We start from the raw sequence: 12407 nt of genomic DNA on the forward strand, positions 1-12407 counted from the left end.
GCCCAGCGCGCTCACCGGGCGGCCTGCGGGGTGCGGGGTCGCGCCGGCGCGTCCACGGCGGTGCGCAGCCGGTGCAGCGCGGCGCGGGCGCGTTGCAGCGGGGTGGGCGGTGGCGTGCCACGGGTCGAGCCGCGCGAGAAGCGCCGCTCCAGGTAGTACTGGCCGACCGAGAGCAGCGTGGTCAGCAGCAGGTACCAGAGCGTGGCGACCAGCAGCAGCGGCACCACCTGGTACGTCTGGTTGTAGACCAACTGCACGGAGTACAGCAGGTCCTGGACCGCCAGCACGCTGACGATGCTGGTGCTCTTGAGCAGTCCGACCAGCATGTTCCCGGCGGTCGGCACGATCGAGCGCATCGCCTGCGGCAGCACGATCCGGCGCAGCACGCGCAGCCGGCCCAGGCCCAGCGACTGGGCCGCCTCCAACTGGCCGTGGTCCACCGAGAGCAGGCCGCCGCGCACCACCTCGGCCGCGTAGGCGGCCTCCAGCAGGGTCAGCCCGATCACCGAGGTGAGCACCGGACCGAACAGGTTGACGGTCTTCACGGTGAGGAACTGCGGGCCGAACGGGACGCCCAGGCCCAGCGTCGGGTAGAGCGCGCCGATGTTGAACCAGAGCAGCAGCTGGACCAGCGGCGGGATCGAGCGGAACAGCCAGACGTAGGCCCAACTCAAGGTCCGCAGCAGCGGGTTGCCGCTCAGGCGGACGGCCGCCAGCAGCGTGCCGAGGGCGAAGCCGAGCAGCATGGTGGCGGCGGTCAGCCAGAGGGTGAGGGTCAGTCCGTGCAGCACGGCGGTGGTGGTGAGGTAATCGCCGACCACCCCCCACTGGAAGCGCGGATTGCGGACCACCGAGCCCAGCACCATGGCGAGGATCAGCAGGGTCAGCGCGGTGGCCAGCCACCGGCCGGGGCGCCGGCGGCGGACGATCACCGGTTCGGCCCCGGTGGGTGGGGAGGCGGCGGGCGCGGGCGGGGTGGTGGGCGGGGGAGTGGCAGCGGGCAGGACCTCGGGCGGCGTGGCCATCGAGTGGGCTCCAGGACAGGCATGCGGAAGGGGGACGGGCTCGGACGGGCCCCGAGGGCCTGTCGTCGAACCCCCTTCTGCTCGGCGACGCCATGCACGCACTCTCGGCGCACCGGGCACAGGCCCAAGTACGTCCAGTACGAGGGCCTGTGCCCGGCACGCCGAGAGCACGCGCCTGACGCCGCCAAGCCGCCCTGCGGGCGACGAAGGGGGTTCGACGACAGGCCCTGGGCCCGGAAATCGCCGTCACACGGCCGCGTCCCTCAACGCGGCGGGCACAACTGTCGCTCCGTCGGCATCGTACGCAGGCCCGGGGAGCGGCTGTCAAGGATGGCTGTGCAGTACGCCCGCCGGTGCACCCGGTTCCGGATGGTGGTTGACGAACTTCGCTCCGCGCTGTTCAACTTGGGGCATGAACGCCGCGCAGCCCCTGGTCACCCGCGACCACATCGACTTCGGTCGGGTGTGGTCCGCGGCGTGTCGCGGCTGACCCGGCAGCGGGCCGTCTGACCGGCCCTTCTCTGCCCTGCGGGGCCTCCTCCCTCGGCGCCCCGCGCTGGGCCGCAGCCTCCTTCGTCGCAGCCGCCTAGGCACCGCACCGGTACGTCACCGCGATGCCCGCCACGGCCCGACCGACGGCTGCCCGGCCGCTCGCTGCCGCCGCTCCGGCTGAACCGCCTTCACACACACCGCCGTTCTCCGCTCCTTTCTTTCTCTCCACCTACCTCCACCTACCTCTACCTGCCTCCCGTTCCGCCGCGCCGCCGGCTGCTTCGCGCTGCCCGCATGCCCGCCCGCGCGGCCGCTCCACCATTTGAGAGGTCGTCAGCCATGCCCGTCGAGTTCCCCGGTATCGCACGCGCTCCAGGCACGAGGGCGCTGAAGGCGCTCGCCGCCGCACTGCTTCCGGTCCTGGCGCTGACCGCCTGCGGCTCGGGCGGATCGACCAAGGCCGCGCAGCCCGTACCGGCCGCTCAGGGCGTGGACCCGAGCCGCGACGTGCTGGGGCAGCTGCGCAAGGTGGACGCGATCGCCGCGCTGCTGCCCGCGGACGTCCGCGCGGCCGGCGGCATCAGGGTGGGCAGCTCCGTCGGCACCCCGCCGAGCGCGTACTTCCCCGACCCGGCGAGCCGGAAGCCGGCCGGCCTCGACATCGACTTCACCGACGCGGTGGCCAAGGTGCTCGGCCTGACGGTGAACCGGGAGGACGCCGCGTTCGAGACGATCCTGCCCGCCCTCGGCAGCGGCAAGTACGACGTCGGTACCGGCAACTTCGGCGTCACCACGGCCCGGCTGAAGTCCATCGACTTCGTCACGTACATCGACGACGGTCAGGGCTTCGCGGTCCGCAAGGACAACACGAAGCTGACCGAGGTCAAAGACCTGACACAGCTCTGTGGCCTGACGATCGGCACCGGCGCCGGCACCACCTTCGAGACCACGCTGAACAGCAGCAAGAACGTCTGCACCGACGCCGGCCGGCCCGCGTACACGGTCAGGTCGTTCTCGGACAACGCGGCGATCCTCACCAGCCTCCAGCAGGGCCGGATCGACGCCGTGATGAGCACCATCAACGGGCTGCGCTTCCAGGCCGCGCAGCCGGCGGCCGGCACCAGGTTCGTCGGCGAGTTCCACCGTCTCGACGTCGGCTTCGCGTTCAAGAAGGGCTCCGCGCTGGCGCCGGCCTTCCAGGCCGCGGTCAACGAGCTGATCAAGGACGGGACGTACCAGCAGATCCTGCAGAAGTGGGGCACCAGCGGCTCCGCGATCAGCACCTCACAACTCAGCCCGCCGGAGCACACATGAGCGCCCCCACGAACTCCATGGTCGAGGTCCGAGGCCTGCACAAGAGCTTCGGCGAGCTGGAGGTGCTGCGCGGCGTGGACCTGGTCGTCCCGGCCGGTTCGGTCACCGTGATCCTCGGCCCGTCCGGCTCGGGCAAGTCCACGCTGCTGCGCAGCATCAACCACCTGGAGCGGCCCGACCGCGGCTTCGTCACGGTGGACGGCGAGCCGATCGGCTACCGGCGTGCCGGGGAGAAGCTGTACGAGCTGCGCGAACGGGAGGTGCTGCGGCAGCGGACCCAGCTCGGCTTCGTCTTCCAGAACTTCAACCTGTTCCCGCACCTGACGGTGCTGCAGAACGTCACCGAGGCGCCGATCAGCGCGCTCGGCCGCCCGAAGGCCGAGGCCGAGCGGACGGCGCTGGAGCTGCTCGGCCGGGTCGGGCTGGCCGACCGGGCCGACGTCTACCCACGCCGGCTCTCCGGCGGGCAGCAGCAGCGGGTGGCGATCGCCCGGGCGCTGGCGCTGGAGCCCAAGGTGCTGCTCTTCGACGAGCCGACCTCGGCGCTCGACCCGGAGCTGGTCGGCGAGGTGCTGGACGTGATCAAGGACCTGGCCGGCTCCGGCACCACGATGATCGTGGTCACCCACGAGATCGGCTTCGCCCGCGAGGTGGCCGACACCGTGGTCTTCATGGACGGCGGCGTGGTGGTCGAACAGGGTCCGCCGGCCGAGGTGCTGGAGCGCCCGCAGCACCCGCGCACCCGCGCCTTCCTCTCCAAGGTTCTCTAGGTCAAGGTGCTCTAGCCGCCACGTTGTTGGTCACGGGAAGTCGGCTACCCCGACTTCCCGTGATCGCTACCCTGACTCCGGGATGTGCCACGGGCCCGAGTTCCTTGGGGGAGACATGGAAAGCGGCGACACGCTGGGGGATCGGTACCGACTGATCAAGGTGCTGGGCCGGGGCGGCTTCGGTGTGGTCTGGCTCGCCGACGACCTGCGGCTCGGCCGCCGGGTCGCGGTCAAGATGCTGCGGACCGGCCGGGCCGGAGCCGGCCCCTCGGACCTGGCCCGGCTGCGTCGCGAGGTCGAGGTGCTGGCGCGGCTCGCGCACCCCAACGTCGTGGTCGTCTTCGACGTCGGTGAGGCGTCCGCCGCGGGCGAGGCGCACCACTACCTGGTGATGGAGCTGCTGAGCGGCCCGACACTGGCCGAGGTGATCGCCGGCGGCCCGGTCGAATTGGCGCAGGCACTGGACTGGGCCCGCCAGCTCTGCTCCGCGCTCGCCGCCGCGCACGCCGGGCAGGTGATCCACCGGGACATCAAGCCCGAGAACATGATGTTCACGACGCACGAGCGCGAGCTGCTCAAGGTGCTGGACTTCGGGATCGCGCAGATCGGCGACAACAAGGACAAGCTGACCACCGAGGGCTCGGTGATCGGCAGCGCCCGCTACCTGGCCCCCGAGCGCTGGCGGGGCGATCCGGGCACCGTCCGCTCCGACCTCTACGCGGTCGGCTGCGTGCTGCACGAGCTCTTCACCGGCGCCCGCCCGTTCAACGCCACCAACCAGTACAGCCTGCTCGCGCAGCACGTGGACGAGCCGGTGCGCTACCCGGCCGCGCTGCCGACCGAGCTGGCCGAGCTGGTCGTCCAGCTGCTCGCGAAGGACCCGGCCGGGCGTCCGGCCGACGCCGTCGAGGTGGGCCGGCGCCTCGCCGCGGCGGCCGAGTCGGTCCGCGGGCTGCGGAGCCGGGCGGACGCGGCGTTCCAGGCCGTCCTCGACCGCCGGCCCGAGGCGCTGCGCGAGCTGCGCGCGCTGCTGCCGGAGTTCACCCGGGCCTTCGGCCCGTCCGACGGCCGGACCCTGCGCACCTGCCACGACCTGGTGATCGCGCTGCACCGGGCCGGCGAACGGGCCGAGGCGTTCGCGCTGCTCACCGAGCTGCTGGCGGCCGCGACCGCGGCGCTCGGCGCGGGCCACCCGGACACCGAGGACCTGCGGCGCCGGCTGGACAGCCTGCCACGCCCCGAGCTGCCGTCCCCGCCGGGGCGGCTCGCCGCGGCACTCGGCGGCGCCGGCGCCGGGATCGGTGACTGAGACCGACCGGGGCGGGATCGGATCTGTCAACCGTGCGGCAACCCGAGCGGACCCCCTGCGCGATTGGACGAATTGATAGGAACTCGTCGAGACGCGGCCCCTGGTTGGCTTCTACATTTTGTTGATATACCTCGTCTGCACAGGGCGCGGCGGTGTGCGGCCGCCGTGCGAGCTGCGAGACCACAGGTGGTGATGGGCAGATGAAGCTCCTCCGTGTTGGCCCGGCGGGTGCCGAGCGTCCGGTCGTACTCGGCCCGGACGGCACCGCGTACGACCTGTCGGGGCGCACCCCCGACATCGACGGCGCGTTCCTGGCCGGGCTGGATCCGGCCGAGCTGGCGGGTGCGGTGGCCGCCGGTGAGCTGCCGGTGCTGGACATCGCCGGGCAGCGCACCGGCGCGCCGGTGGTCCGGCCGGGCAAGGTGGTCTGCGTCGGCCTCAACTACCGCGACCACGCCGCCGAGGCGGGGGCGGCGATCCCGACCGAGCCGGTGCTCTTCCTCAAGGCCAGCAACACCGTGATCGGTCCCGACGACGAGGTCCTGGTGCCGCGTGACAGCACCAAGACCGACTACGAGGTCGAGCTCGCGCTGGTGATCGGCCGGACCGCCCGCTACCTGGAGACCGACGCCGAGGCCGCGGCCTGCATCGCCGGCTACACGATCTCCAACGACGTCACCGAGCGGGCGTTCCAGCTGGAGCGCGGCGGCCAGTGGGACAAGGGCAAGTGCTGCGAGACGTTCAACCCGCTCGGCCCCTGGCTGGTCACCCCCGACGAGGTCGGCGACCCGCAGGACCTCGCGCTCAAGCTCTGGGTCAACGGCGAGCTGCGGCAGGACGGCAGCACCCAGCAGATGATCTTCCCGGTGCTGGAGACGGTCCGCTACATCAGCCGGTTCATGGTGCTGGAGCCGGGCGACGTGGTGACCACCGGCACTCCGGCAGGCGTCACGATGGGCCGCCCGGGCACCCCGTTCCTGCAGCCCGGCGACGTGCTGGAGCTGGAGGTCGACGGTCTGGGACGGCAGCGCCAGGTGCTCGGCAAGGCCTGACCGACGGTCAGCCGGTGCCGGGCGGGCTCGCGGTCAGCCGGTGCTGAGCCCGCCCAGGCGGCCCAGCAGCCGGGCGGCCGAGCCGTCCGGCGTCTCCAGCGCGAGCAGCCCGGCCAGCACCTCGGCGGTCTGCGCGTCGTGCGCCGCGGTCGTCGCGGTCATCGCGACGAACTCGTCCACCAGCCAGTCCCGCAGCTCGGTCTGCGGGATCTGCCGGCCTTCGTCCAGCCAGCTGAGCGAGGAGGCCTCGACGACCGAGATCCAGGAGCGCACCAGCAGCGTGAGCCGCGGCCCGGCCTCCCGCACGCCCATGTAGCGCAGCGTGCGCCGTAGTGCGGCCCGGCGCACCTCGTCCACGATCGCGCTGGTGCGCGCCGTCTCGACCACCGAACCGCCGCGCAGTAGCGCACCGTAACCGGCGTCGTGCTCGGCGACGAACGAGAAGTAGCCGTCCAGGACGGCGGCCAGCTGCTCGGTCGGGGTGCCGCGCTGCGGCACGCTGAAGCGGCTGGTCAGCTCCTCGGCCGCGCTGCGCAGCGCGGCCTCGTAGAGCTGCTGCTTGCCACCCGCGAAGTACCGGTAGACCAGTGGCCGGGAAGCGCCCGAAGCCTCGGCCACGTCGTCAAGACTGACCTCCTCCGGCGCTCTGGTGCTGAACAGCGCGAGGGCCACCGCGATCAGCTGCTCGCGCCGCTGCTGCACCGGCAGCCGCCGGTAGCCGGCCCGCCGCGGCCGCCCCGCCGCCGCGGGTTCATCGGTGACTGCCGGTGACGGTGCGGGCTGCTCAGGGGCTTCCATGCCGGTCAGCGTAGTGGCCCGCCGCCGAGCGGGACCCCGCTCTGTGGTCACAGATCGCACTCGGGCTTCCGGAAAGGGGCTTGCAAAGAGCGCGAGCTGCGAAAAGATGGCCGAATGGCTTCCGAACCGAATACCGCCGCCGACACGGGCACCGCCGCTGCTACGGCCAGTGCCGCCGCCACGGCCGTCGCCGACCCGGCCGCTGCCGGCAACACCCCGCGCCGGATCGCGGACGCGTACGTGATGGCGCTCGCCGAGCTCGACCCGCTGGCCGCCGTCTACCTCGGCCTCAACCCCGAGGACGACCGGCTGCCCGACCTCTCCCCAGCCGGTTACGCGGCCCAGGCCGCGCTCGGCCGTCGCACCCTCGCCGAGCTGGCCGGGGCGGAGGCGGCCGGCGTGATCGAGGCCGCCGAGAACCCGCTGGCCGAGCAGCGCTGCGCCCGGCTGCTGCGCGAGCGGCTGACCGCCGAACTGGCCGTGCACGACGCCGGTGAGGACCTGGTCGCGGTGCGCAACCTCGGCTCGCCGCTGCACAACGTGCGCGAGGTCTTCACGCTGCTGCCGACCGGCACCGAGGCGGACTGGGCGCGGCTGGGCCGCCGGCTGGCCCGGTTCCCGCTGGCCGTCCAGCAGTACCGGCAGACCCTCGAAGCCGGCATCGAGCAGGGCAAGCTCTCCGGTCCGCGGCAGGTCGAGACGGTGATCGGGCAGCTCGCCGAGTGGCTGGCCGTCGACCCGGAGGCACTCGCCGGCGCCGAGGCGGCCGGCTGGTTCGGCGCGCTGGTCGCCCCGGCCCCCGGGGCGCTGCGCGCCGAGCTGACCGGCCACGCGCTGGCCGCCGCCGAGGCGCTCGCCGAGCTGCGCGACTGGCTGGCCGCGGTCTACGCGCCGGCCGTCGCCGGTACGCCGGACGCCGTAGGCCGGGAGCGCTACGCCCGCTGGGTGCGCTACTGGACCGGCGCCGACCTGGACCTGGACGAGGCCTACCAGTGGGCCTGGACCGAGTTCCACGACATCGAGGCGCAGATGCGCGTCGAGGCCGAGAAGGTGCTGGCCGGCAGCACGCCGATGGAGGCGATGCGCTGGCTGGAGAGCGACGGGCCGTCGATCACCGGCGCCGAGGCGACCCGCGAGTACCTCCAGGGCCTGATGGACCAGGCGGTCAACGACCTGCAGGGCGTGCACTTCGACCTGGCCGAGCCGATCACCCGGGTCGAGTCCAGAATCGCGCCGGCCGGCAGCGCGGCCGCGCCGTACTACACCGCGCCCTCGCTCGACTTCACCCGCCCCGGGCGGACCTGGCTGCCGACCCTGAACCGCGAGCAGTTCCCGGTCTGGGACCTGGTCAGCACCTGGTACCACGAGGGCGTCCCCGGTCACCACCTGCAGCTCGCGCAGTGGAACTACGTGGCCGGCAGCCTCTCCACCTACCAGGTCAGCGCGGGCGGGGTCAGCGCCAACATGGAGGGCTGGGCGCTGTACGCCGAGCGCCTGATGGACGAGCTGGGCTACCTCACCGACCCCGGGCACCGGCTCGGGTACCTGAACGCGCAGATGATGCGCGCGCTGCGGGTGATCGTGGACATCGGCATGCACGTCGGCCTGGAGTTCCCGGCCGACTCGCCGTTCCACCCGGGCGAGCCGATGACGCCCGAGCTCGCCCGTGAGTTCTTCGGCGCGTACTGCGGGCTGGCGACGGCCTTCCTGGACAGTGAGCTGGTCCGCTACCTGGGCCTGCCCGGCCAGGCGATCGGCTACAAGCTCGGCGAGCGGGCCTGGCTGCTCGGCCGGGCGGCGGCGCGGGCGGCGCACGAGTCGCGCGGCGAGGAGTTCGACCTGAAGGCCTGGCACATGGCGGCGCTCTCGCAGGGCTCGCTCGGCCTGGACGACCTGGTGGCGGAGCTCTCCGCGCTCTGAGTCCGCCTATTGGGTGTGTGGGGTCCGCCGGTTCGGCGGGCCCCACGCGCGCATCGTTAAAGCTTGTATAAAATAACCACTTTTGTCCGCCTCTGACACGATTTTTGCTTGCCTCCCTCCGGGCCGCGAGCTTCCCTTGAGAGAAGTGCCGCCTGCGCACGCCGGCCGCACCCTCGTCCGGAAGGCTCCTCCCGTGTCCGCCCCATACGACGCGATGGCCGACCGCGACCCGGACCCCCGCCGCTGGCGGGCCTTGGCCGTGATCGCCCTTGCTCAGCTGATGATCGTGCTCGACATCACGATCGTGAACATCGCGCTCCCCTCCGCTCAGAAGGACCTCGGCATTTCCACCAGTGACCGCCAGTGGGTGGTCACCGCGTACACGCTGGCCTTTGGCGGCCTGCTGCTGCTCGGCGGCCGGCTCGGCGACCTGTTCGGCCGAAAGCGCACGTTCATGATCGGCCTGCTCGGCTTCGCCTTCGCCTCCGCGCTCGGCGGCTTCGCAGTCGGCCCGACGATGCTGTTCGCCGCCCGTGCGCTGCAGGGCAGCTTCGGTGCGCTGCTCGCACCGTCCGCGCTCGGACTGCTCTCCATCACGTTCAACGACGCGCGCGAACGGGCCACCGCGTTCGGCATCTTCGGCGCGATCGCGGCCGGTGGCAGTGCGATCGGGTTCATCGCTGGCGGTCTGCTGACCGAGTACCTGAGCTGGCGCTGGTGCCTGTTCGTGAACGTCCCGATCGCGCTGGTCGCGGCGATCGGTGCCTACACGCTGCTGCACACCGACCACATCGGCAAGGGCAAACGGATCAAGCTCGACCTGCCGGGCGCGCTGCTCGGCTGTGGCGGCCTGCTGGCGATCGTCTACGGCACCTCGGAGGCCGCGACCCGCGGCTGGTCGGACTGGCTGGTGCTGTCCTGCCTGGCGCTCGGCGGCGTGCTGCTGACCGTCTTCGTGTTCGCCGAGAAGCACACCTCGCATCCGCTGCTGCCGTTGCACATCGTCGCCGACCGCAACCGCGGCGGCGCCGCGCTCTCGGTCGGCCTCTCGGTGGTCGGCCTGTTCGGCCTCTTCCTCTTCCTCACCTACTACCTGCAGCAGATCAAGGGGTACTCGCCGATCCTGACCGGCGTCGCCTTCCTGCCGATGACGGTCTGCATCATCCTGAGCTCGACCGGCATCGCCGCCCGGCTGATGACCCGGGTGCCATCGCGCAACCTGATCGTGCCCGGCCTGCTGCTGGCCGCCTCCGGCATGGCCTGGCTGACCCAGCTCAAGGTGGGCAGCGCCTTCGCGACGAGCGTGCTGCCGGCCGAGATGCTGCTCGGCTTCGGCATGGGCCTGGTCTTCATGCCCTCGATGAACCTGGCCACGCTCGGCGTCGCACCACAGGAGACCGGCGCCGCCTCGGCCACCATCAACAGCGCCCAGCAGGTCGGCGGCTCGATCGGCACCGCGCTGCTCAACACGATCGCGGCCAGCGCGACGGCGACGTACCTGGTCGGAAGGGACGCGGCGAACAAACTCGTCCAGGCGACCGGCGCCGTGCACGGTTACACGGTGGCCACCACGGTCGCGCTGGGCATCCTGGTGGTCGCGGCGGGGATCGCGTTCGCGATGATCAACCACCGCCCCGCGCCGGGTGAGGCCGAAGGCCTGCCGGCGCCGGCCGACGCCGAGGGGGCCGACGCGGTCACGTCACGCTAGGAATTTCCTTCTGTCCACTACCAAGGCTCGGAAGACTCGGCCATGATGGCGCTTGCCCCGCAGACCTGACCCGGTTTGCGGGGCTTCGGCCGGGGTGATCCTCCGCTCGGAGGATTCTCAGAGTGATCTCAGCCGGGGATCACCCGCTTTCCAGCCGAGCGGGTGATATTCGGTACAGCGGATCGGCGCGGCACAGCGGCGCCGGACCGCCACCCCGGACCCGACCGACCAGACCCGACCGGACGGGCCGACCGTGGCCATCAAACGTGGGCAGGAGTGACCGACCTGATGAGCAGTCAGCGGCGCCGGCAACGCAGGTCCGACAGGTCCGACAGGTTCGCCTTTCTCGCTCGACCCGCCTACCTGCTGAGCCTGCTCGCCGCCGTGCTGGTCGCGGCCGTCGTCGGGGTCAGCGTGCTGACCTCCACCGCGAGCGCCAACCAGACCTCGTCGGCCCTGAGCACCCTGGTCAAGCACGTGAAGGGCGCGAGCGGCACGCCGTCGCCCGCGCACTCGCCGTCGCCCTCGACCGGGCCGATCGCGAGCGAGGGTGCCGCGACCGGCGCCAAGCCGTCGAGCGCGGCGCCGGTGGCCCAGCTGCCACCGCCGAACACGCCGTCGGCCTCGCCCACTCCGACGCCGAGCCCGACGCCGACCCCCTCGCCGTCGCCGTCGGACTCGCCATCGGACTCGCCCACCCCGACGCCGTCCCCCACCCCCTCGGACCCGCCGCCCTCGGCCTCTCCCGCGCCGTCCCCCACGCCGACCCCGTCGCCGTCGCCCACCGCGACGATGCCGACCACCTCGACGGCCCCCGCCGGCCCCGAGTCCAACCGGGTCGGCGCGCTCTTCACCGGCACCGCCGCCCCCGGCAACCACTTCTGCACCGCGAGCGTGGTGGACAGCCCCGGCCACAACCTGCTGGTCACCGCCGCGCACTGCGTGAGCAACACCACCGGCGTCACGTTCGTCCCGGCCTACAACAACGGCCAGGCCCCGTACGGCAGCTGGCAGGTCACCCAGCTCTACAACACCAACGGCTGGACCCAGAACCAGGACCCCGACCAGGACTTCGCCTTCCTCAAGGTCGCCCCCAACAGCGCCGGCCAGCAGATCCAGGACGTCGTCGGAGCCAACCCGCTCGGCCTGAACGAGTCGTTCACCGCCACCGTCCGCCTCTACGGCTACCCCAACAGCTCCGACGCCCCGCTGCTCTGCTCCAACGCCACCACCCAGCAGAGCACGTACCAGCGCCGCATCGACTGCCCCGCCTACACCGGCGGCACCAGCGGCGGCCCGTGGATCAACACCGCCGACGGCAACATCATCGGCGTCATCGGCGGCTTCCAGCAGGGCGGCGACCTCCCGGACACCTCCTACAGCGCCTACTTCGACTCCACCATCGGCAACCTCTACCAGCTGGCCACCTCGTCGTAGCCCTGACGGCAGGTGCGGTCAGCCGCCGAACTCAAGCCTGGCGTGAGTGCTCTCCCGGAAAACCTCGACGAGCCGCCCACCGTCCGGATCGGCCGGCGCGAACAGCCCGGTCCGATCCGCGCGAACGATCAGCACGTCGTGAGCGTCGATGACCTCGGAGATCGCGCCGCCCTCGATCGTGTCCCACCACGCGTCCAGGTTCCGCCCGAACCACTCCGGCAGGCCGCACGGCTCGGCCACCGCGTCCCAGAAGTCCGCGAGCGAGCGGATCCGCCGCCCCCTCAGGTCAACCACCAGCTCGTTCATCCCCGCCGTCCTCCCGCTCCAGCACCAGCCCGACAGAGCCCTCTTCGAGCCCGTTGCCGTCCTCGAGATGCAGATGGCTCCCGTCCGGCGTCCTGTCCTCGGCCAGCGTCAGCAGGTGCCGCGCCAGCGTCCGCAGGCCGGCGGCGTTCGCCTCGATGACGACCTCGGCGCCGTAACTCCGAACGCTGATCCGGGCATCCGGCCCCCAGCTGAACCGACGCCGCACACCGTCGGTGTCCGTGGCCATGCTCGTCCCACCAGTCACACGTTCCACCC

The 12407-nt window shown here is 72.1% G+C and carries 12 protein-coding genes; 7 read left to right on the forward strand and 5 right to left on the reverse strand.

Annotated elements, in window-relative coordinates; genetic code table 11:
- Positions 1 to 11: 11 nt before the first annotated feature.
- The gene (locus AC060L_RS06770; protein WP_483797614.1) at positions 12 to 1025 is read right to left on the reverse strand and encodes an amino acid ABC transporter permease; all 1014 of its coding nucleotides are present in this window, start codon (positions 1023 to 1025) and stop codon (positions 12 to 14) included.
- Between the two features lie 831 nt (positions 1026 to 1856).
- Here AC060L_RS06770 and AC060L_RS06775 point away from each other — a divergent pair.
- The 4 genes from AC060L_RS06775 to AC060L_RS06790 all read left to right on the forward strand — a co-directional run bounded on the left by AC060L_RS06775 (position 1857) and on the right by AC060L_RS06790 (position 5962).
- A complete protein-coding gene (locus AC060L_RS06775) occupies positions 1857 to 2831 on the forward strand; it encodes an ABC transporter substrate-binding protein (protein WP_483797615.1) in 975 nt (324 codons plus the stop codon).
- Positions 2828 to 3601 carry an amino acid ABC transporter ATP-binding protein gene (locus tag AC060L_RS06780; RefSeq protein WP_483797616.1) on the forward strand — a complete coding sequence of 258 codons (774 nt, stop codon included), beginning with the start codon at positions 2828 to 2830 and terminating at the stop codon, positions 3599 to 3601. The genes AC060L_RS06775 and AC060L_RS06780 overlap by 4 nt, the downstream gene beginning before the upstream one ends.
- A 115-nt stretch (positions 3602 to 3716) precedes the next feature.
- The gene (locus tag AC060L_RS06785; protein ID WP_483797617.1) at positions 3717 to 4910 is read left to right on the forward strand and encodes a serine/threonine-protein kinase; all 1194 of its coding nucleotides are present in this window, start codon (positions 3717 to 3719) and stop codon (positions 4908 to 4910) included.
- A gap of 200 nt (positions 4911 to 5110) precedes the next feature.
- On the forward strand, positions 5111 to 5962 hold the full coding sequence (locus AC060L_RS06790) for a fumarylacetoacetate hydrolase family protein (RefSeq protein WP_483797618.1): 852 nt from the start codon (positions 5111 to 5113) through the stop codon (positions 5960 to 5962).
- A gap of 33 nt (positions 5963 to 5995) precedes the next feature.
- Here AC060L_RS06790 and AC060L_RS06795 read toward each other — a convergent pair whose 3' ends face one another.
- Entirely contained in the window at positions 5996 to 6760 is a 765-nt protein-coding gene (locus AC060L_RS06795; protein WP_483797619.1) for a TetR/AcrR family transcriptional regulator, read from the reverse strand.
- Positions 6761 to 7003: 243 nt separating this feature from the next.
- On the opposite strand from AC060L_RS06795, the gene AC060L_RS06800 reads away from it, so the two are divergent.
- Positions 7004 to 8680, forward strand: a complete 1677-nt coding sequence (locus AC060L_RS06800) for a DUF885 domain-containing protein (RefSeq protein ID WP_483797752.1) — start codon at positions 7004 to 7006, stop codon at positions 8678 to 8680.
- Between the two features lie 214 nt (positions 8681 to 8894).
- Positions 8895 to 10388 (forward strand): MFS transporter, encoded by a 1494-nt coding sequence (locus AC060L_RS06805; protein WP_483797753.1) that lies wholly within the window; start codon positions 8895 to 8897, stop codon positions 10386 to 10388.
- A 359-nt stretch (positions 10389 to 10747) separates the two neighbouring features.
- Here AC060L_RS06805 and AC060L_RS06810 read toward each other — a convergent pair whose 3' ends face one another.
- The gene (locus AC060L_RS06810) at positions 10748 to 11191 is read right to left on the reverse strand and encodes a hypothetical protein (RefSeq protein WP_483797620.1); all 444 of its coding nucleotides are present in this window, start codon (positions 11189 to 11191) and stop codon (positions 10748 to 10750) included.
- Here AC060L_RS06810 and AC060L_RS06815 point away from each other — a divergent pair.
- Positions 11181 to 11825 (forward strand): trypsin-like serine peptidase, encoded by a 645-nt coding sequence (locus AC060L_RS06815; RefSeq protein ID WP_483797621.1) that lies wholly within the window; start codon positions 11181 to 11183, stop codon positions 11823 to 11825. The two genes, AC060L_RS06810 and AC060L_RS06815, sit on opposite strands and share 11 nt — an antisense overlap.
- 18 nt (positions 11826 to 11843) lie before the next feature.
- Here the strand turns inward: AC060L_RS06815 and AC060L_RS06820 are convergent, their stop codons facing one another.
- Positions 11844 to 12131 (reverse strand): barstar family protein, encoded by a 288-nt coding sequence (locus tag AC060L_RS06820; protein ID WP_483797622.1) that lies wholly within the window; start codon positions 12129 to 12131, stop codon positions 11844 to 11846.
- Entirely contained in the window at positions 12112 to 12378 is a 267-nt protein-coding gene (locus AC060L_RS06825; RefSeq protein WP_483797623.1) for an Imm32 family immunity protein, read from the reverse strand. The genes AC060L_RS06820 and AC060L_RS06825 overlap by 20 nt, the downstream gene beginning before the upstream one ends.
- Between the last annotated feature and the right edge of the window lie 29 nt (positions 12379 to 12407).

The organism is Kitasatospora sp. NEAU-69 (assembly GCF_057158765.1).

Coding starts and splice junctions, on each gene's coding strand:
- AC060L_RS06770 (WP_483797614.1), bottom strand. CDS start 1,025: ATGGCCACGCCGCCCGAGGTCCTGCCCGCTGCCACTCCCCCGCCCACC.
- AC060L_RS06775 (WP_483797615.1), top strand. CDS start 1,857: ATGCCCGTCGAGTTCCCCGGTATCGCACGCGCTCCAGGCACGAGGGCG.
- AC060L_RS06780 (WP_483797616.1), top strand. CDS start 2,828: ATGAGCGCCCCCACGAACTCCATGGTCGAGGTCCGAGGCCTGCACAAG.
- AC060L_RS06785 (WP_483797617.1), top strand. CDS start 3,717: ATGGAAAGCGGCGACACGCTGGGGGATCGGTACCGACTGATCAAGGTG.
- AC060L_RS06790 (WP_483797618.1), top strand. CDS start 5,111: ATGAAGCTCCTCCGTGTTGGCCCGGCGGGTGCCGAGCGTCCGGTCGTA.
- AC060L_RS06795 (WP_483797619.1), bottom strand. CDS start 6,760: ATGGAAGCCCCTGAGCAGCCCGCACCGTCACCGGCAGTCACCGATGAA.
- AC060L_RS06800 (WP_483797752.1), top strand. CDS start 7,004: ATGGCGCTCGCCGAGCTCGACCCGCTGGCCGCCGTCTACCTCGGCCTC.
- AC060L_RS06805 (WP_483797753.1), top strand. CDS start 8,895: ATGGCCGACCGCGACCCGGACCCCCGCCGCTGGCGGGCCTTGGCCGTG.
- AC060L_RS06815 (WP_483797621.1), top strand. CDS start 11,181: ATGCCGACCACCTCGACGGCCCCCGCCGGCCCCGAGTCCAACCGGGTC.
- AC060L_RS06820 (WP_483797622.1), bottom strand. CDS start 12,131: ATGAACGAGCTGGTGGTTGACCTGAGGGGGCGGCGGATCCGCTCGCTC.
- AC060L_RS06825 (WP_483797623.1), bottom strand. CDS start 12,378: ATGGCCACGGACACCGACGGTGTGCGGCGTCGGTTCAGCTGGGGGCCG.